The following is a 17,817-nucleotide window of genomic DNA, read 5'->3' on the forward strand; positions in this document are numbered from 1 at the left end:
TAGACCAGTCTCTCACGGGATGCTGCGTGCTCGTGCCGACCTTCGGCCCGGATCGGACCGCCGTTCGGCCCTCCCTCGCCGCGCCCGGCGTGCTCCCCTACCTTGCACGGCGGACACCCGCCGCGCGACCGGTGCCACGCCCGTGTCGCGGCCGTAGGCTGACCCCATGCAGAGCGCGTCGGACCAGCCGGAGCACGACTACCCCGACCACTGGGAAGCGGATGTGGTGCTCCGCGACGGTGGCACGGCGCGCATCCGGCCGATCACCGCCGACGACGCCGACCGGCTCGTCAGCTTCTACGAGCAGGTCTCGGACGAGTCGAAGTACTACCGCTTCTTCGCCCCCTACCCCCGGCTCTCCGCCAAGGACGTCCACCGCTTCACGCACCACGACTTCGTGGACCGGGTCGGACTCGCGGCGACCGTCGGCGGCGAGTTCATCGCGACCGTGCGCTACGACCGGATCAACGACCGGGGGCTGCCCGCCTCCGCCCCCGCCGACGAGGCCGAGGTCGCCTTCCTCGTCCAGGACGCCCACCAGGGGAGGGGCGTCGCGTCCGCGCTGCTCGAACACATCGCGGCGGTCGCGCGCGAGCGGGACATCCGGCGCTTCGCCGCCGAGGTGCTCCCCGCCAACACCAAGATGATCAAGGTCTTCACCGACGCGGGCTACACCCAGAAGCGCAGCTTCGAGGACGGGTCCGTACGGCTCCACCTCGACCTCGAACCCACCGACCGGTCCCTCGCCGTCCAGCGCGCGCGGGAGCAGCGGGCCGAGGCGCGCTCCGTCCAGCGCCTCCTCACCCCCCGGTCCGTCGCCGTCGTCGGAGCCGGGCGCGCACCGGGCGGGGTCGGCCGGACCGTGCTCCGCAACCTGCTGGGGGCCGGGTTCACCGGACGCGTGTACGCGGTCAACGCGGCGCTCGGTGAGGCCGGCGGGACGGCCGAAGCCGTCGAGCTCGACGGCGTCCCCGCGTACCCCTCCGTCGCCGCCATCGGGGAACCCGTCGACCTGGCGATCGTCGCCGTCCCCGCCGAACGGGTGCCGGAGGTCGTCGCGGACTGCGGCGAGCACGGCGTCCAGGGGCTGGTCGTCCTCTCCGCCGGTTACGCCGAGAGCGGGGCCGCCGGCCGGGAGCGGCAGCGCCAGCTCGTGCGGCAGGCCCGCTCGTACGGGATGAGGATCATCGGCCCCAACGCCTTCGGGATCATCAACACCGCCGCCGAGGTCAGCCTCAACGCCTCCCTCGCCCCCCAGATGCCGGCCGCCGGGCGGATCGGGCTCTTCACCCAGTCCGGCGCCATCGGGATCGCCCTGCTCGCAGGACTGCACCGCCGCGGCGCCGGGCTCTCCTCGTTCATCTCGGCCGGCAATCGCGCCGACGTCTCCGGCAACGACTTCCTCCAGCACTGGTACGACGACCCCGGGACCGACGTCGTCCTCCTCTACCTGGAGTCGATCGGCAACCCCCGGAAGTTCACCCGGCTCGCCCGCCGCACCGCCGCCGTCAAGCCGGTCGTCGTCGTCAAGGGCGCCCGGCACAGCGGCAGCGCCCCGCCCGGCCACCGCGTGCCCGTCACCCGCGTCCCCCACGCCACCGTGTCCGCGCTGCTCCGCCAGGCCGGGGTCATCCGCGTCGACACCGTCACCGAACTCGTCGACGCGGGCCTGCTGCTCGCCGCCCAGCCGCTGCCCGCCGGGCCCCGGGTCGCGATCCTCGGCAACTCCGAGTCGCTCGGCCTCCTCACGTACGACGCCTGCCTGACCGAAGGACTGCGCCCGCTGCGGCCGCTCGACCTGACGACGGCGGCCGAACCGGCGGACTTCCGGGACGCGCTCGCCGCGGCGCTCGCGGACGAGACCTCCGACGCGGTCGTGGTGAACGCGATCCCGTGGGTCGGTGAGAACGGCGCCACGGAGTTCGGCGACGGCGAGGTCCTCGCGGCCGCCCTCCGCGAGGCCGTCGCCTCGGCCCCCGCCCCGACGAAGCCGGTCGTCGTCGTCCACGTCGAGATGGGCGGCCTGGCGGAGGCCCTCGCGGCCGCCACGAGCACCCGGCCGACTCCACCGGACCGGGGAACGGCCGGCGCGGTCGCCACGCGGCCGCCGGCTCCGCCCACCCCCGCCGCCGCGGGCCCCGGAGCCGCGCCCGCCCCCACCTCCGGCCCAGCCGCCAACCACCTCACGGGCCCCGGCGCCCCCACTGGCCCCGCCAGCTCCACCACCCCCGTCGCCCCCGGTGCCATCCCCGCCTACCCCGCCGCCGAGCGGGCCGTGCGGGCGCTCGCCGAGGCTGTGCGGTACGGGCAGTGGCGGCGGCAGGCTGCCGAGCCCGGGCGGGTGCCCGAGTACGAGGACATCGACGAGGCCGGGGCCGCCGCGCTCATCGAGCGGGTGCTCGGCGGCGAGGACGCCGAGCCCCAGGGCGTGACCCTCGACACCGCGCAGGCCGGGGAGCTGCTCGCGCGGTACGGCATCGCCGTCCTGCCGACCCTCCCCGCGCCCACCCCCGACGCCGCCGTCTCCGCCGCCGCCCGGCTCGGCTACCCGGTCGCCCTCAAGACGACCGCGCCCCACCTCCGCCACCGCCCCGACCTCGGGGGCGTACGCCTCGATCTGGCGTCCGAGGAGCAGCTGAGGGCGGCCTACGCCGAGCTGACCGAGGTGCTCGGCAAGCCCGAGGAGCTCCAGCCGGTGGTCCAGGCGATGGTGCCCCGGGGCGTCGACACCGTCGTCCGGTCCGCCATCGACCCGGCCGTCGGCGCGGTCCTCTCCTTCGGCCTCTCGGGCGCCGCGTCCGAGCTGCTCGGCGACACGGCCCACCGGCTGGTCCCGGCCACCGACCGGGACGTCGCCGAACTCGTCCGCTCGCTGCGCACCGCCCCGCTGCTGTTCGGCTGGCGCGGCTCCGCGCCCGTGGACACCCCGGCCCTGGAGGAGGTCCTCCTCCGGGTGTCCCGGCTCGTCGACGACCACCCCGAGGTCGTCGCCGTCTCCCTGGAGCCCGTGGTCGTCGCACCGCGCGGCCTCTCCGTCCTCGGCGCCACCGTCCGACTGGCCCCGCCACCGCCCCGGACCGACCTCGGTCCGCGTAGCCTGCCGAGCTACCGAACGGCCTGAGGGGGCCCCACAGCCCCGTAGGATGGAGTCCATGGCGAAGACCGGTACGACGACCCAGGGGCTGCGCGCGGCGATCGAGCGCAGCGGCTACTACCCGGCCCTCGTGGCCGAGGCGGTGGAGTCCGCCGTCGGCGGCGAGGCCGTCGCGTCGTACGTGGTGCACCAGGAGACCACCTTCGACGCCAATGAGGTCCGGCGTCACGTCACCGTCCTCGTCCTGACGCCGCACCGTTTCATCGTCAGCCACACCGACGAGCAGGCCGCCGACACCAGCTCCCCGACGCCGTACGCCACGACGTCCACCGAGTCCGTGAAGCTCGACCGGATCTCGTCGGTCGTCGTCAGCCGTGTCGTCGCCAACCCGGAGTCGTACACCCCGGGCACGCTGCCCCGCGAGGTGGTCCTCACCATCGGCTGGGGTGCCGTCTCCCGGATCGACCTGGAGCCCGCCGCCTGCGGCGACCCCAACTGTGACGCCGACCACGGCTACACGGGCAACGCCACCGCCGACGACCTGAGCCTGCGCGTGAGCGACGCCGGGGACGGGCCGGACACCGTGCGGCAGACCCTCGCCTTCGCCCAGGCCCTCTCCGAAGCGATCGCGGCCACCGCCGCGCCCACCCGCTGATGGTGCAGCCGACCGCCGTGACCCACGGCTGGCCCGACGATCCGGTCCCGCTCGCCCTGGACACCGCGCCGGTGCCCGAGTACGCCTCCGGTTCCCTCGGCGACGTGCTGCCCACCCTGGTCGCCGGCCAGGGCGTGCCCGGGTGCGACGCCCGGATCGCCGAACTGGCCCCGGCGGACCGGAACTGCCTCTTCCTGATCGACGGGCTCGGCTGGGAGCAGATCAAGGCCCACCCGGACGAGGCCCCCTATCTGACCTCGCTCCTCGGTTCCTCCCGGGGCGGCTCGGGGCGTCCGATCACCGCCGGCTTCCCGGCCACCACGGCGACCTCGCTGGCCTCCGTGGGCACCGGCCGCTATCCCGGCACCCACGGACTGCCCGGCTACACGGTGCGCAATCCCGACACCGGCGAGCTGATGAACCAGCTCCGCTGGAAGCCGTGGACGTCGCCGCGGGCGTGGCAGCCGTACCCCACCGTCTTCCAGCTCGCGCACGAGGCCGGGATCCACACCGCCCAGGTGTCCTCCCCGATCTTCGAGCAGACCCCGCTCACCAAGGTCGCGCTCAGCGGCGGAACGTTTCACGGGCGGCTCTCCGGCGAGGAGCGGATGGACTTCGCCGCCGAGCAGCTCGCCGCCGGTGACCGCTCGCTCGTCTACACGTACTACAGCGAACTCGACGGCGCCGGACACCGCTTCGGCATCGACTCCGACGCCTGGCGCGGCCAGCTGATGTTCGTCGACCGGCTCGTGCAGCGGCTCGCCGAGCAGCTGCCACCGCGCTCGGCGCTGTACGTCACGGCCGACCACGGCATGGTCGACATCCCGTTCGACGAGGAGCACCGCATCGACTTCGACGAGGACTGGGAGCTGCGCGCGGGCGTCGCCCTCCTCGGCGGAGAGGGCCGGGCCCGCCACATCTACGCCGTGCCCGGCGCCGAGGCGGACGTCCTCACCTGCTGGCGCGAGGTGGTCGGCGAGCAGTTCTGGGTGGCGAGCCGGGACGAGGCGATCTCGCTCGGCTGGTTCGGCGCGGAGGTCGACGAGCGTGTGTACGGCCGGATCGGCGACGTCGTCGCCGCGGCCCACGACGACGTGGCGATCACCGCCTCCGTGAACGAGCCCCACGAGTCCGCCATGGTCGGCATGCACGGGTCCATGACCCCCGCGGAGCAGCTCGTCCCGCTGCTCGAAGTCCGCACCTGAGCCCACTCCTCACCCGTCTCCTCCCCCCCCACGACCTGAAAGGTCCCCGTCCCGTCATGCCCGAGCTGGTCTTCTTCTCCGGAACCATGGACTGCGGGAAGAGCACCCTGGCGCTCCAGATCGCTCACAACCGCGACGCGCGAGGGCTCCAGGGCGTGATCTTCACCCGTGACGACCGCGCGGGCGAGGGCAAGCTGTCCTCCCGGCTCGGCCTCGTGACGGAGGCGGTCGAGGCGCCCCAGGGCATGGACCTGTACGCGTACCTCGTCGGCCAGCTCTCCCAGGGCGGCAAGGCCGACTACGTCATCGTGGACGAGGCGCAGTTCCTCGCCCCGGAGCAGATCGACCAGCTCGCCCGGGTCGTCGACGACCTCGGCCTGGACGTCTTCGCCTTCGGCATCACCACCGACTTCCGGACCAAGCTCTTCCCCGGCTCGCAGCGGCTGATCGAGCTGGCGGACCGCATAGAGCAGCTCCAGGTCGAGGCGCTGTGCTGGTGCGGCGCCCGGGCCACGCACAACGCCCGTACGGTGGGCGGCGCGATGGTCGTCGAGGGCGAGCAGGTCGTCGTCGGCGATGTGAACCGCCCGGCCGCGGAGATCGGCTACGAGGTGCTCTGCCGCCGCCACCACCGCCGCCGGATGACCTCGGCCTCCGCCCTCGCGGGCGCCCTCTCCCCGGACGTCCTGCCGGTCAACTGAGCGACGGGGCCCTGGATCACCGCTACGGCGTTACGGCGATCGGGGTTACGGCTCCGAGGCCGCGGCCCGAATCACCGCTACGGCGCTACGGCTCCGGGTTCGCGGCCGGCGGGCGCATTGCCCGTGTGAGTCGGTCCAGGTCCGCCGCGCTCACCGGTGACGTCCCGGTGAGGGTGCCGACCAGGGCCTGCGCGAGGACGGTCGCCGTGCCGATCCGGGTGTCCTCCCGCTCGTCGCCGGTGACCTTTCCGATCACCGCGTCCCGTACCGCCGCGGAGATGTCCGCGCTCCCGAACAGGTCCGGGAACGACAGCGCCATCATGCACACGCCCACGTTGGCGGAGAGGATCGACTGTCCGGCCAGTTCCGGGGTCATCCGGAGCCGCCCGGCGTCCCGGCAGCGCTCGACGGCCTGCAGGAGGATGGCCTGCGCCTCCGTGATGGCTCCCGGCTTGGCGTCGCCGGTGGGCGTGAACATCAGCCGGTAGAGGTGCGGGTTGCGGAGCGCGAAGGCCACGTGGCTGTCCCAGGCCGTCCGCAGGTCCGCCACCGGGTCGTCGGTGAGGGGATTGCGCCGCTTGGCGGCGAGGAAGCGCTCGAACCCGATGTCGGCGACGGCCGTGAGCAGGCCCTGCTTGTCGCCGAACTGCCGGTAGATCTCGGGCATGCCGACCTTCGCGCGGTCGCAGATGGCGCGGGTCGAGATCGCCAGGGCGTCCTTCGTGGCGAGGAGTTCCTCGGTGGCTTCCAGGATGCGCTCGCGTGCCGTCGACATGCCTCCCACGATAACAGCGCTAACAGTCCGGACCTGGGCGAATCCACCGCGAGAGCCACATCGGCCGACGATCGTCGTTATCGGTGATTACGAGCTGTGTTAGCGTTGCAAACGTCTTGGGGGGGATGGCCGCCTCCGAGCCGACCGACGTGCGCACCCACCGTTCGCCACGAGAGAGCTGGTGTTCCTCCATGAACCGTCCGACCTTCCGTCGAACCGCCTCCGGCGTCGTCGCGGCCACCCTGAGCGCGGCCCTCCTCGCCGCCTGCGGCGGCCAGGACGAGGACGCCGCCGACGGCGCGAAGGCGACCGCCCCCGCCTTCACCGTCACCCACATCGGCGGGCCGACCACGATCCTGGAGATCGGCGGCCTGCGTCTCCTGCTCGATCCGACCTTCGACGCCCCGAGGAAGTACAAGAGCGGCCTGGAGAAGCTCAGGCCGCCGGCCCTCGGCGTCGACGGCATCGGCAGGATCGACGCCGTCCTGCTCTCGCACGACCAGCACGACGACAACCTCGACGAGGCCGGCCGGGCCCTGCTCAAGGACGTGCCCGTCGTACTCTCCACGCCCGGCGCGCGGAAGCGGCTCGGTGACCACGTCACCGGCATGAAGGCGTGGGACGCGCAGGAGCTGAAGAGCGCGTCCGGCGCGGTCGAGGTCACCGCCGTGCCCGCCCTGCACGGCCCCGACGGGGTGGACCGCGGCGCGGACGGCGAGGTCACCGGCTTCGTGCTCAGCGGCAAGGGAGTCCCCACCACCTACATCTCCGGAGACAACGCCTCCGTGAAGGTCGCCGAGGAGGTCGGCGACCGGATCAGGAAGGAGATCGGCCCCATCGACACCGCCGTTCTCTTCGCCGGAGCCGCCCGCACCCCCGCGATCCTCGCCAACGCGCCCCTGACCCTGACGTCACGGAACGCGGCCCTCGTGGCGAAGGCCCTCGACCCCCGCAAGGTCGTCCCGGTGCACACCGACAGCTGGAACATCTACTCCGAGGACCTGGCGTCCCTCGTCAAGGCGTTCAAGGCCGAGGGCGTCGACGCCAAGCTCGTCGACCTCGCGCCGGACGGCGCCCCGAAGAGCCTCTCCTGATTTCCCCTTCTTCCTTCGTCCTTCGTCCTTCCTTGAAAGGAACCGCCATGACCGCGTCCACCACCCTCCGCGATGTGATCGGCCTTCCCCAGGACCTGCCCCGCCTGGGCGACTCCACCCTGATCATGATCGACTTCCAGAACACCTACCGCACCGGCGTCATGCGGCTCGACGAGGCCGAGACGGCCCTGACCGCCGGAGCGCGGCTGCTCGCCGCCGCGCGCGCCGCGGGTGCGCCCGTCGTCCACGTCGTCAACGACGGCGGCGAGGGGACCCCGTACGACATCCGGGCCGAGATCGGCGCGATCAGCGACGAGGTGGCCCCGGTCGAGGGCGAGAAGATCGTCGTCAAGCAGTTCCCCGACGCGTTCCACGCGACGGACCTCGAAGAGACCCTCAAGGACCTCGGCGTCACCGGTGACCTGGTCATCGCCGGGTTCATGACGCACATGTGCGTCCTCTTCACCGCGCAGGGCGCCTTCAACCGCGGCTACCGCCCCACCGTCGTCGCCGAGGCCACCGCGACCCGCCCCCTGGAGGCGCCGGACGGCACCGTCCTCTCCGCGGCGGCGCTCCAGGCCGCGAGCCTGACGACGGTCGCCGACCTGTTCGGCACGGTGGCCCGTACGGTCGACGACCTCGTGGCTCCGAGGGCCTGACGGGACGGCGCCCGGTCCAAGAGCCGTACGGCGCCCGGTGCCATGGGGCCGCCCGTCGCCCGGTCCATGGGGCCGGCCGTCGTCCGGCCCCCTGGCACCGGGAGTTCACCCGAGGTGCGCCGGAACACCGCCTGGTGATCGGTTGCGGGTCGTCCGACTCGGCGGTAATGGCGGTCGGCCCGTGACGCACCACCACGGGCGCCTCGTTCCGTACGCCCTCTGGAGGACGTGTGCCGCCCGCTGCCGAGACCGTGCTCGACGAGGTCGACGGCAAGGAGGGGACGGGCGGCACCGCGCAGGACCCGCGCGCCCGGGCGCGCGGGCCGCGCTCCCCGCTCGTCGCCGGACCGCTCTCCGCCGCCGTGCTGACCGCCGTCCTGCTCTGCCTCGCCACCCGGCTCTCCCGCAGTTATCCCTTCGGGCCGGTGACCAGGAACGTCGTGGACCTGGGCCAGCAATACCTGCCGTTCCACTCCTACTGGCGCGCGTTCCTCCGCGGCGAGACCCAGGGCGACGCCTTCCTCAACTGGAACTCGGGCTTCGGCTCCAACTTCCTCGGTGACATCGGCACCTACCTGAGCAGCCCCTTCGACCTGCTCGTCGTGTTCTTCCCGGCGGACCGCGTCGAACTCGCCCTGTACGTCGTGACCGCCGCCAAGATCACCGCCGCCGGGGCGGCGATGGCGCTGCTGCTCCTGCGGATGCGTCCCGGCCCCTGGCCGGTCGCCGCCCTCCTCGGCACGGCGTACGCCCTCTCCGGCTGGACCTTCAACCTCGGCGCCTCCGTTCCGATGTGGCTCGACGGTCTGGTCGCCTTCCCGCTGCTCTGCCTGGTCGGCGAGTGGGCCCGCACCGGCCGCCGCCCCGTCCTCGGCCCGCTCGTCGTCGCCCTGGCCTGGATCGCCAACTTCTACACGGCGTACATGGCCACCGTCGGCGCCGCCGTCGTCCTGCTCGTACGGCTCCTCACCACCGAGGAGACGGCCACCGCACGGCAGCGGCTCACCGCGGCGCTGCGCGCCGCCCGGGGCGTGCTCATCGGCATCGGCCTCGCCGCGCCGCTCGTCGTGGTCGTCTTCCTCGGCACCAAGGGCGCCGACCCGACCCCCGTCGTCCCCTTCGCGCCCGCCGCCTGGCAGGAGGTCGTCGCCCGCTTCCTGCCGGCCACCGCGAGCCTGGCGAGCCCCGCCCTCTTCATCGGGACGCCCGCCCTCGCCCTCACCCTCACCCTGCCGTTCAACCGGGCCGTCGCCCCGCGCGTCCGGGCCGGCTGGACGGCCGCGGTCGTCCTGGTGACGCTCTCCCTCCAGTGGGAACCCACCCATCTGCTCTGGCACGCGGGCGCCTCGCCCAACGGCGGCCCGTACCGTCAGACCTTCGTCCTGTGCGGGCTGCTGATCGTCGGCGGCTGGTTCTCGGCGGCCCGGGGCGTGCCACGGCCCGCGGCGCTGCTCGGGGGAGGCGCGCTGCTCGGCGCCCTGGCCCTGGCGGCCCGGGGGAGCGTCGACATCGACCCGTGGACCTACCCGGCCTTCGGGATCGCCGCGGCCCTGGTGCTCGCCGCCGTCCTCGTCGCGCTGCTGGGCGAACGCCGGAACACCGCGCGCGTACTGCCCGTTCTGGCCGTGGCCCTGCTCCTCGCCGCGCAGGCCGGCGAGGCCGCCGTCACCGGCAAGCGGATCGAGGAACGGCAGCGTGCCGAGGTCGCCTGGTCCCCCCGGATCGGCCCCTGGCACACGGCCGTGGCAGAGGAGGCGGCCCGCGCGGACGCCTGGCCCCGCCACCGCACGGACCCGGGAGAGGTCCCCGGCGGGAACGACGTCCTGGTCGTCGGAGGGCAGGGCCCCGACTACTACAGCAGCCTCACCTCGGAGATCACCTCCCGCACCCTGGCCTCCCTGGGCTTCGGCTTCTACGCCAAGGGCCGGCACCCGGTCACCCTCGACAACCCCGTGACCGACGCCCTGTTCTCCATCGGCACCCGGATCCGCTCGACGCCCACCGGGCCCGTACGGCAGGACGCCCTGCCCCGCGCCACGGTGTCCGCCGCCACCCGCCCCGTACCGCCGCTGGTCACCGTCCGTCCGGCGGGGCGGCCCGCCACCCACCCGGGGGACTCCGCCTTCGCCCGGCAGGAGCGCCTGCTCGGCGCCGACGTGTACGAGCTGCCGCCCGTCACCCGGACCGGACGCACCCTCACCGCCCGCTGCCCGGCGGGCTCCCAGGTCTGGTTCTGGGGCCCCGAGTACCGCGGCGGAGCGACCCTCGCAGGGGAGCGGCCGGTGCACTTCGAGGGCAAGCCGCCGGCCGTCCAGGCCCCCATGCGGACGCTCGGGACCGTGCCCGGGTCCGGTGCGGTACGGATCGAGCTGACACCGGAGGCCGAGCGGGGACTGCCCCGCCAGCCGGTCGGCTGTCTGCTCCAGGACCGGCTGGACTCCGCCGTACGGCAGTTGACCGCCACCGGAGCCACCGAGGTGAGCACCACCGGACACACCGTCACGGCCCGACTGCCCCAGGGCAGCACGGGGACCGCCGTGCTCGCCGCGCCCCGGATCTCCGGCTGGCGCTGCGCCGCCGGTGACGCTGAACCCCGCCCCGCGCGCGCGTACCAGGGCCTCGTCGCCGTACCGCTCGACGGCCGGGCCGCGTCGGTCACGTGCTCCTTCCGGCCACCGGGCCTCACCCTTGGCGGCGCCGTGGGCGCGGCCGCGCTCCTGGCCCTCCTGGCGACCTGGGCCCTGCACAGGCGGGGCGCCGCGTGGCCGCGCCGGCGGGCGGCCCGGTGAGGACGTTTCCGCGTGGACTTCGCACGGGGGACGACAAGAGTTCACCCGGAGTGCACGCGCGGATCGTTCGCCCGGAAAAGTGCGGCGTTACCGTACCCGCCGTAGCGGCGTTTAACTGTTCGATTCAGTATGGGGATTCCGAGTGCCGAAACTGTCCGTCGTCGTACCGTTCCACAATGTCGGGGCATACGCGCCCGACACCCTGCGCAGTCTCGCGAACAACGCGGATCCGGAATTCGAGTTCCTGCTGATCGACGACTGCTCGACGGACGACACCCCGGAAATCCTCGACCGCTGGCGCGACCGCCTGCCGAACGCCACCGTCATCCGGCACGAGACGAACCGCGGTGTCGCCCAGGCGCGCAACACCGGAATCGACGCGGCACGCGGGGACCACCTCACCTTCCTCGACGGCGACGACTGGTACGCCCCCGGTCACCTGGCCGCCATCGTGGCCGGAATCGAGCGACTGGGCTGCGATTTCGCCCGGACCGACCACGTCCTCTCGGAAGGCCGCAAGCGGAACATCCGATACGCCCCCGCGAAGCGCCGTGACACCGTGATGGACCCCCGCGACGGAATCTCACCGGCCAGCATGGTGACGATGGTCGACTATCCGTTCGTCCCCTTCGGCATTTACAGCGCCCGGCTCTTCGAGAACGGCGCATCGCGTTTCGACACCGCTCTGCGGACCGCCGAGGACCGCCTCTGGGTATGGCGGCTCCACCTCAAGGCCCGCACCTTCGCCGCGCTTTCCCAGCACGGCGTCTTCTACCGGCGCGGCGTCACCACCTCCCTCACCCAGATCACCGACAACCGGCAGCTGGACTTCATCCCCTCGTACGACACGCTGCTCGACGACGTGTCCCGGGACGAGGAGGCGGACCGCTTCCTCCCGAAGGCGGTCCGCACCTACTGCGCGATGATCGCCTTCCACATGGGCAAGGTCGACAAGTACGACCCCGCCGTCGCCAAGCGGCTCCGCGCCGACGTCCGCGACGCGCTGCACCGGATGCCGCAGCAGGTCCTCGAAGAGACCCTGGCCACCATGGACACCCCCCGCAGCACCCTCCTCCGGAGCCTGCGCGACACCGTAAGGACCGCCTGACCCATGGCCCCCGCCCCCGACAAGGCACCGGCGCTCGCCCCGGCCACCGACGGCCGCCCGGTCCAGATCTTCCAGGTGTCCACCCTGTACGGCGCCGCCACCCTCGCCGCCTCCCTGGACGCCGGACAGTTCGGCCCCCGCGCGCAGGCCCGCCGGCTCCTGCTGATCTCGCGCAACGCCGAGATCCCGGAGACCGCGCTCCGCATGGAGGGCATGACCGGCTACGAGCGGATCGCCGCCCGCTTCGACGGCGTCCTCGACTGGAACGAGACGATCCACCCGTACCACCCCGCCGCCTGGGCCCCGCGCCCCGAGGAGGCCCCGCTCTGGCAGCGCGTGCTGCGCACCGCGTGGGACCTCGGCAGCGCCCCGGTGGAGCTGATCGTCGAGTCCATCCAGGTCAACCCCGCCAAGGCACTGGCCGGCACGTTCCCCGAGAGCGCCCTCCACGTCTACGCGGACGGCCTCATGAGCTACGGCCCGACCCGCAACGACCTCGCCCAGTCGATCGCCTGCCGCGTCCGGCGGGTGCTCCACCTCGACCTGGTGCCGGGCCTGCGGCCCCTCCTCCTCAGCGAGTACGGCATCGAGCCCGAGCTGGTCCCCGACGACGCCTTCCGTACGGTCCTCGCCGAGATCGCCGAGGACGCGGCCGACGACCCGGAGATCACGCGCGCGGCCGCCGCCGGGCCCACGGCCCTGCTGCTCGGCCAGTACCTCGCCGCCCTCGGCCTCCTCACCGCCGAGGAGGAGGAGGACCTGCACGTGCGCATGCTCCGCGGAGCGGCGGCCGGCGGACACCGCTCGGTGGTCTTCAAACCGCACCCGACCGCGCCCCCCAGCTACTCCCGGGCCCTCCAGGAGGAGGCGGAGCGCAGCGGGGTCCGGCTGACCGTCCTCGACGGCCCGCTGCTCGCCGAGACCTTCTACGAGCGGTGCGCGCCCCGGCTCGTCGTCGGCTGCTTCTCCACGGCGATGCTCACCGCCGCGGTCTACTACGGCATCCCCGTCGCGCGCGTGGGCACGGCCGAGGTCCTCGAACGGCTCACCCCCTACGAGAACAGCAACCGGATTCCGCTCACCGTCGTCGACCACCTGATCGCCGACCTGGAAGGCGGCGAGGAGCCCTCGGTCCCCGGAGCGGCCCCCGACTCGCTCACACCGCTCGTCCGCGCCGTCGGCTACTGCATGCGGCACAAGAGCCACCCGGGCCTGCGGGACGAGACCGTCCGCTACCTGGCCGGGCACTACGCCGAGCCGGGCATCGCCCACCACTTCGACGCCGAACGGCTCGGCCGGCTCGGCCTGCCGGGCGGAGTGCCGACGGCGGACCGCGGCACGACCTCCCGGCTCCGCCGCGGACTCGCACGGTCGCGCCGGGGCTGAGCCCGCCGGGGCACCTCGGGGGCGTCGCACCGGACGCCCGCCGGGGTCACGGGGCGGCGGACCTGACCAGGGTGAAGACCGCGCCCTCCGGGTCCGCCACCAGGGCGAGCCGCCCCGCCATGGCGTCGCGCGGCGGGCGCAGCACGTGCCCGCCGAGCTGGAGCACCAGCCGGGCGGCCGCGTCGGTGTCGGCGACCTCGAAGTACGTCATCCAGTGCGGCCCCCGGTCCCGGGGCAGCGCGTTGCCGACGCCGTGCAGCGAGGCCACCGGGGAGCCGTCCACGAGGAGCGTGGCGTAGTCGTGGTCGGCGGAGACGACCGGCTCCACCTCGTAGCCGAAGACGGTCCGGTAGAACTTGCCGACCGAGGACGTCTCGTAGGTGAGCAGCTCGTTCCACACCGGCGTCCCGGGCGGGCCCGCCGTCGCCGTGCCGTGGTGCGCCTCCGCCTGCCAGACGCCGAAGACCGCGCCCACCGGGTCGGAGCAGATCGCCAGCCGGCCGGCCTCGCCCGCGTCCAGCGGCCCCACGGCCACGGTGCCGCCGCAGCACCGGATGCTCTCCGACGTCTCGTGGGCGTCCTCGGTGGCCAGATACGGCGTCCAGGCGATCGGCAGATGCCGGTCGGGCGGCAGCTGGCCGATGCCCGCCACCTCCTTGCCGCCGAGCAGCGCGCGGACGTACGGCCCGAGGTGCTGGGGACCGGGCTCGAACTCCCAGTCGAAGAGTGCGTTGTAGAACTCCTGCGTGGCATCAAGCCCGTGCACCATCAGGCTCACCCAGCAGGGTGTGCCGGGCGTCCGCCGAGTCGCCTCGGTCATCGTGACTCTCTCCTCGGACCATCGTCGTGGCCGTGTCCCCGTCCGATGGTGTCACCGACGGAGCCCCGGCGCGCCCCGGTCGCACCAAAGAGTGGCCTGATCCCGCGGCGGCGACGCGGGGGAGGAGGCCGGGTTCGTGCCCCCGCGGCCGCGCGGCTGCGCGAGGATGGCACCCATGAAGCCCATCATCTCCGCAAGCGAACTGCTGAGCGAGTCGGCCGGGGCCCGGCCGCCGGTCCTGCTGGACGTCCGCTGGACCCTGGGAGGCCCGCCCGGACGCCCCGCGTACGAGGCCGGGCACCTCCCCGGCGCGGTCTACGTCGACCTGGACTCGGAGCTGGCCGGGCCGCCCGGGGGCGGGGGGCGCCACCCGCTGCCCGAGCCGGAGGCCTTCGGGGCAGTGATGCGCCGGGCCGGTGTCTCGGCGGACACCCCGGTCGTCGTCTACGACGGCGGTCTCGGCTGGGGCGCGGCCCGCGCCTGGTGGCTGCTCCGCTGGGCGGGTCACCCGGACGTGCGGGTCCTGGACGGGGGCCTCGCGGCCTGGACGGGGGAGCTCACGGAGAAGGTCCCGGCGCCGGAGCCGGGCGACTTCCGGCCGCGGCCGGGTTCGCTCGGACTGCTCGACGCCGACGGCGCGGCCGCGTTCGCCCGTTCGGGTCTGCTCCTGGACGCGCGGGCGGCCGAGCGGTACCGCGGTGACGTGGAGCCGATCGACCGGGTCGGCGGGCACATCCCCGGCGCGGTGTCGGCCCCGACGACGGAGAACGTCGACGCCGAGGGGCGCTTCCTGGGGGCCGACAGCCTGCGGGACCGTTTCGCCGGTCTCGGCGCGGCCGAGGGGACGCCGGTCGCGGTGTACTGCGGCTCCGGCGTCTCGGGCGCCCATCAGGTCCTGGCCCTGGAGATCGCCGGCATCCCCGCCGCGCTCTATGCCGGCTCCTGGTCGGAGTGGTCCGCCGACCCGGCCCGCCCGGTGGCCACCGGACCGGACCCGCAGTAGTCCGCGGTACGACGAGGGGCCCGCACCGGCCGGGTGCGGGCCCCTCCTCGTACAGCTGGAGCCGGAGCCGCGGAACCGGCGGACCGCCACGGCTCCTGCCGTCAGTCCTGCTTCTTCCGCCGCGTGCCGAAGACGATCTCGTCCCAGCTCGGCACCGCCGCGCGACGGCCCGGGCGGACGCCGTCCGCCTCGGCCTGGCGGTCCGTGGTGCCGGTGAGGCGGTCCCGGTGGCCCGAGACCGCGCGGGGCATCAGGACGTCCGCGTACGCGGCACCGGCGCCCGCCGACGCGGCCGGGGCCGGCGGCTCCTCCGCCTCGGCCTCCTCCGCGGGCTCCGAGTCCGGCTGCTCCGGTACGACCATGTCGCCGCGGAAGCTCGGCACGGCCTCCAGGAGGCTCGTCAGGGAGTCCCGCTCCTCCTCCGGCTCGGCCGGAGCGGAGGCCCGCTCCAGCTGGCGGTGGTCGAGCTGGCGGTCCAGGGCGCGGTCGAGCGGCCTGTCCCGGGGCAGCCGGGCGATGCGCGGCACGAACGGGAAGCTCGGCTCCGGCGCGGCGGCGATCGTGTCGTCCGTCTCGCCGATCAGGGCCCTGGCCTCGTCGTCCACGGCCTGGACGAGCCGCCGGGGCGGGTCGTACGTCCAGCTGGCGGTGTGGACCTCGCCCGCGACCCGGTAGACGAGCAGCACCTCCCAGGTGCCGTCGTCACGGCGCCAGGAGTCCCACTGCACGGTGTCCTTCTCGGCGCCGCGCAGCAGCAGCCGCTCCTGCACGGCCTCGCCGAGCTGGGGGCCGCTGTTCTCGCCGGGCCTGCGGACCGGGGTCTTGCGGGCGCGCTCCGCCATGAAGGCGCGCTCGGCGAGCACGGGGCCCTCGAAGCGGCGCACGCGGTCGACGGGGATCCCGGCCATCTGGGCGACCTCCTCCGCGGAGGCACCGGCCCTTATACGGGCCTGGATGTCGCGGGGGCGGAGGTGGCTCTCCACCTCGATCTCGATCTGGCCGAGGCGCGCGCGGTCGTTGCGCACGGCGGCGCGGAGCCGCTCGTCGATCGGAAGTGTGTACTCCGTGCTGTCAGCAGCCTTCAGCACCAGTCGTGTGCCGTCGTTGGAGACGGCCACGACACGCAGTTCGGGCATGGGGACCTCCCGGGTGGTGCCTGCCGACGTCACGTGCGTCGCTGCTTCCGCTAGTCGAGTGTGGCCTGCCCGGGTGCAGCCTGCCACTACCTTGCCGAGTTGCCCGGCGTGTCGGGCGTGGACCCTGGAGCGCCGTTATGACACGGTGACCTGTTGGCTACCCGGAGTGACAGGCTGTCACTCTGTGCAGTCGGTTCCCGTGCGATGCCGCGGCGCCGCCGGTTCGAGCGCCGTGTCCGGCCCCCTCCCCTTGATCCAGGGCACCCGTGAAGGCGTCCGGACCCAGGGTTCGCCAATGTACTCCATTCGGGCCACCTGGGTGGACCGGCGCGCCGCTCAACTTCTCGGGCGGTACGGGAGTTGAGTCTCCGCGATCTTCCCCCTTACGTGTCGCTCTTCACAGAAAGAGCAGAAACGGAACTATTCCCTTCGCCCATTTGTCCCTTCTGGGTACAAGGCGAACAGATGAGCCGTCAGGGACTGGAGCAGGGGTTGGAGACGCGTCACAGGCCGGATACCGACACGGACGAGCCGGAGGGGAAGGAGGGCGGCAGGAGAAAGGTCGATCTGAGCGTGGCTCAGGTCTCGGGCAGCGCCCTGGCCGCGGTCATCGCCGCCAAACTCGCCTCCACGCTCGGGGTGTACGGCACCATCCTGGGCGCCGGTGTGATCAGTGTCATCGCCACCTGCGGCGGCCCGCTCTTCCAGCACCTCTTCCGGCGCACCGGCGAGCAGGTCCGCGACGTGACCGCCGCCGCCAAGCCGAAGGCCCGTCAGGTGCCGCTCGCGCCCGGCCCGCGGGACGACCGCACCCTGCTGCTCGGCACCGTCCAGGCCCCGCCGCCGCACGACGAGGAGTTCGGCGCGGCGACCACCCACGGCACCCGGGTCCGGGGCTGGAAGCGGCCCGCCATCGCCGCCGCCGTCGTCTTCGGCGTCACGATGGGCGGCATCACCGCCTACGAACTGGTCTCCGGCCAGGACTTCAGCGGTACGCAGGGACGGACGACCTTCGGCTCCGTCGTCCGGGGCGACGGCAGCACCGGGCGGGACGCGCCGGACGAGCGGCCCGGCACCACGCCGTCCGGGTCGGCGGAGAGCGGCCGGCCGGACGGGGACGCGGGGAGCACCCCGACGGGCGCCACCCCGACCCAGGGCGGCGGGGATACCGGGGAGGGCGGCACGACGACCCCTTCGACGGAGCCGACGCCCAGCGGCTCCCCGAGCGGGGAGCCCACCCCGACCCCGACCCCGACCGGGTCCGCTCCGACGACGGAGCCGACCACCCCGACCCAGGAGCCGACCACCGGGAGCGGCGGATCGGTGACCTCGTCGGCCCCGGTCACGGCCGGAACGGGTTCCGGAACCGGGGCCGGCTCCGGAACCGAGTGA

Annotated in this window: 14 protein-coding genes; 11 read left to right on the forward strand and 3 right to left on the reverse strand. The window is 73.8% G+C overall.

Features of this window, described 5'->3' with window-relative positions:
- Positions 1-166 precede the first annotated feature (166 nt).
- Genes DEJ43_RS27710 through DEJ43_RS27725 form a run of 4 tightly spaced genes read left to right on the forward strand, consistent with a single transcriptional unit; the run spans position 167 to position 5,655 of the window.
- Positions 167-3,121 carry a bifunctional acetate--CoA ligase family protein/GNAT family N-acetyltransferase gene (locus tag DEJ43_RS27710; RefSeq protein ID WP_015036699.1) on the forward strand — a complete coding sequence of 985 codons (2,955 nt, stop codon included), beginning with the start codon at positions 167-169 and terminating at the stop codon, positions 3,119-3,121.
- A gap of 31 nt (positions 3,122-3,152) precedes the next feature.
- Positions 3,153-3,749, forward strand: a complete 597-nt coding sequence (locus DEJ43_RS27715; protein WP_015036700.1) for a DUF5998 family protein — start codon at positions 3,153-3,155, stop codon at positions 3,747-3,749.
- Entirely contained in the window at positions 3,749-4,954 is a 1,206-nt protein-coding gene (locus DEJ43_RS27720; RefSeq protein WP_015036701.1) for an alkaline phosphatase family protein, read from the forward strand. Before DEJ43_RS27715 ends, DEJ43_RS27720 begins: the two co-directional genes overlap by 1 nt.
- A gap of 56 nt (positions 4,955-5,010) precedes the next feature.
- Positions 5,011-5,655, forward strand: coding sequence for a thymidine kinase (locus tag DEJ43_RS27725; protein ID WP_015036702.1), 645 nt, complete (start codon positions 5,011-5,013; stop codon positions 5,653-5,655).
- A gap of 85 nt (positions 5,656-5,740) precedes the next feature.
- Here DEJ43_RS27725 and DEJ43_RS27730 read toward each other — a convergent pair whose 3' ends face one another.
- The gene (locus DEJ43_RS27730; protein WP_015036703.1) at positions 5,741-6,430 is read right to left on the reverse strand and encodes a TetR/AcrR family transcriptional regulator; all 690 of its coding nucleotides are present in this window, start codon (positions 6,428-6,430) and stop codon (positions 5,741-5,743) included.
- 191 nt (positions 6,431-6,621) lie between these two features.
- On the opposite strand from DEJ43_RS27730, the gene DEJ43_RS27735 reads away from it, so the two are divergent.
- The 5 genes from DEJ43_RS27735 to DEJ43_RS27755 all read left to right on the forward strand — a co-directional run bounded on the left by DEJ43_RS27735 (position 6,622) and on the right by DEJ43_RS27755 (position 13,466).
- Complete coding sequence (locus DEJ43_RS27735) at positions 6,622-7,524, forward strand: MBL fold metallo-hydrolase (RefSeq protein ID WP_041662973.1); 903 nt, start codon at positions 6,622-6,624, stop codon at positions 7,522-7,524.
- Positions 7,525-7,571: 47 nt separating this feature from the next.
- Positions 7,572-8,183, forward strand: coding sequence for an isochorismatase family protein (locus DEJ43_RS27740; RefSeq protein ID WP_015036705.1), 612 nt, complete (start codon positions 7,572-7,574; stop codon positions 8,181-8,183).
- A gap of 230 nt (positions 8,184-8,413) precedes the next feature.
- Positions 8,414-10,972, forward strand: a complete 2,559-nt coding sequence (locus tag DEJ43_RS27745; protein WP_015036706.1) for a YfhO family protein — start codon at positions 8,414-8,416, stop codon at positions 10,970-10,972.
- A 142-nt stretch (positions 10,973-11,114) separates the two neighbouring features.
- Positions 11,115-12,080 carry a glycosyltransferase family 2 protein gene (locus DEJ43_RS27750; protein WP_015036707.1) on the forward strand — a complete coding sequence of 322 codons (966 nt, stop codon included), beginning with the start codon at positions 11,115-11,117 and terminating at the stop codon, positions 12,078-12,080.
- Positions 12,081-12,083: 3 nt separating this feature from the next.
- On the forward strand, positions 12,084-13,466 hold the full coding sequence (locus DEJ43_RS27755) for a polysialyltransferase family glycosyltransferase (protein WP_015036708.1): 1,383 nt from the start codon (positions 12,084-12,086) through the stop codon (positions 13,464-13,466).
- A 46-nt stretch (positions 13,467-13,512) separates the two neighbouring features.
- Here DEJ43_RS27755 and DEJ43_RS27760 read toward each other — a convergent pair whose 3' ends face one another.
- Positions 13,513-14,286, reverse strand: a complete 774-nt coding sequence (locus tag DEJ43_RS27760) for a VOC family protein (RefSeq protein WP_015036709.1) — start codon at positions 14,284-14,286, stop codon at positions 13,513-13,515.
- Between the two features lie 175 nt (positions 14,287-14,461).
- Between DEJ43_RS27760 and DEJ43_RS27765 the strand changes: the two genes are divergently transcribed.
- Positions 14,462-15,289 carry a sulfurtransferase gene (locus DEJ43_RS27765; protein ID WP_041662974.1) on the forward strand — a complete coding sequence of 276 codons (828 nt, stop codon included), beginning with the start codon at positions 14,462-14,464 and terminating at the stop codon, positions 15,287-15,289.
- A 101-nt stretch (positions 15,290-15,390) separates the two neighbouring features.
- On the opposite strand, the gene sepH is transcribed toward DEJ43_RS27765, so the two are convergent.
- Positions 15,391-16,425 (reverse strand): septation protein SepH, encoded by a 1,035-nt coding sequence (gene sepH / locus DEJ43_RS27770; RefSeq protein ID WP_015036711.1) that lies wholly within the window; start codon positions 16,423-16,425, stop codon positions 15,391-15,393.
- A 573-nt stretch (positions 16,426-16,998) separates the two neighbouring features.
- On the opposite strand from sepH, the gene DEJ43_RS27775 reads away from it, so the two are divergent.
- Positions 16,999-17,817 (forward strand): hypothetical protein, encoded by an 819-nt coding sequence (locus DEJ43_RS27775; RefSeq protein WP_233447993.1) that lies wholly within the window; start codon positions 16,999-17,001, stop codon positions 17,815-17,817.

The sequence above is a fragment of the Streptomyces venezuelae ATCC 10712 genome, assembly GCF_008639165.1.
GTDB classification, from domain to species: domain Bacteria; phylum Actinomycetota; class Actinomycetes; order Streptomycetales; family Streptomycetaceae; genus Streptomyces; species Streptomyces venezuelae.

What these genes read in the sequence shown, in the direction of transcription:
- DEJ43_RS27710 (WP_015036699.1), top strand. Translation starts at nt 167, where the DNA reads ATGCAGAGCGCGTCGGACCAGCCGGAGCACGACTACCCCGACCACTGG.
- DEJ43_RS27715 (WP_015036700.1), top strand. Translation starts at nt 3,153, where the DNA reads ATGGCGAAGACCGGTACGACGACCCAGGGGCTGCGCGCGGCGATCGAG.
- DEJ43_RS27720 (WP_015036701.1), top strand. Translation starts at nt 3,749, where the DNA reads ATGGTGCAGCCGACCGCCGTGACCCACGGCTGGCCCGACGATCCGGTC.
- DEJ43_RS27725 (WP_015036702.1), top strand. Translation starts at nt 5,011, where the DNA reads ATGCCCGAGCTGGTCTTCTTCTCCGGAACCATGGACTGCGGGAAGAGC.
- DEJ43_RS27730 (WP_015036703.1), bottom strand. Translation starts at nt 6,430, where the DNA reads ATGTCGACGGCACGCGAGCGCATCCTGGAAGCCACCGAGGAACTCCTC.
- DEJ43_RS27735 (WP_041662973.1), top strand. Translation starts at nt 6,622, where the DNA reads ATGAACCGTCCGACCTTCCGTCGAACCGCCTCCGGCGTCGTCGCGGCC.
- DEJ43_RS27740 (WP_015036705.1), top strand. Translation starts at nt 7,572, where the DNA reads ATGACCGCGTCCACCACCCTCCGCGATGTGATCGGCCTTCCCCAGGAC.
- DEJ43_RS27755 (WP_015036708.1), top strand. Translation starts at nt 12,084, where the DNA reads ATGGCCCCCGCCCCCGACAAGGCACCGGCGCTCGCCCCGGCCACCGAC.
- DEJ43_RS27760 (WP_015036709.1), bottom strand. Translation starts at nt 14,286, where the DNA reads ATGACCGAGGCGACTCGGCGGACGCCCGGCACACCCTGCTGGGTGAGC.
- DEJ43_RS27765 (WP_041662974.1), top strand. Translation starts at nt 14,462, where the DNA reads ATGAAGCCCATCATCTCCGCAAGCGAACTGCTGAGCGAGTCGGCCGGG.
- sepH (WP_015036711.1), bottom strand. Translation starts at nt 16,425, where the DNA reads ATGCCCGAACTGCGTGTCGTGGCCGTCTCCAACGACGGCACACGACTG.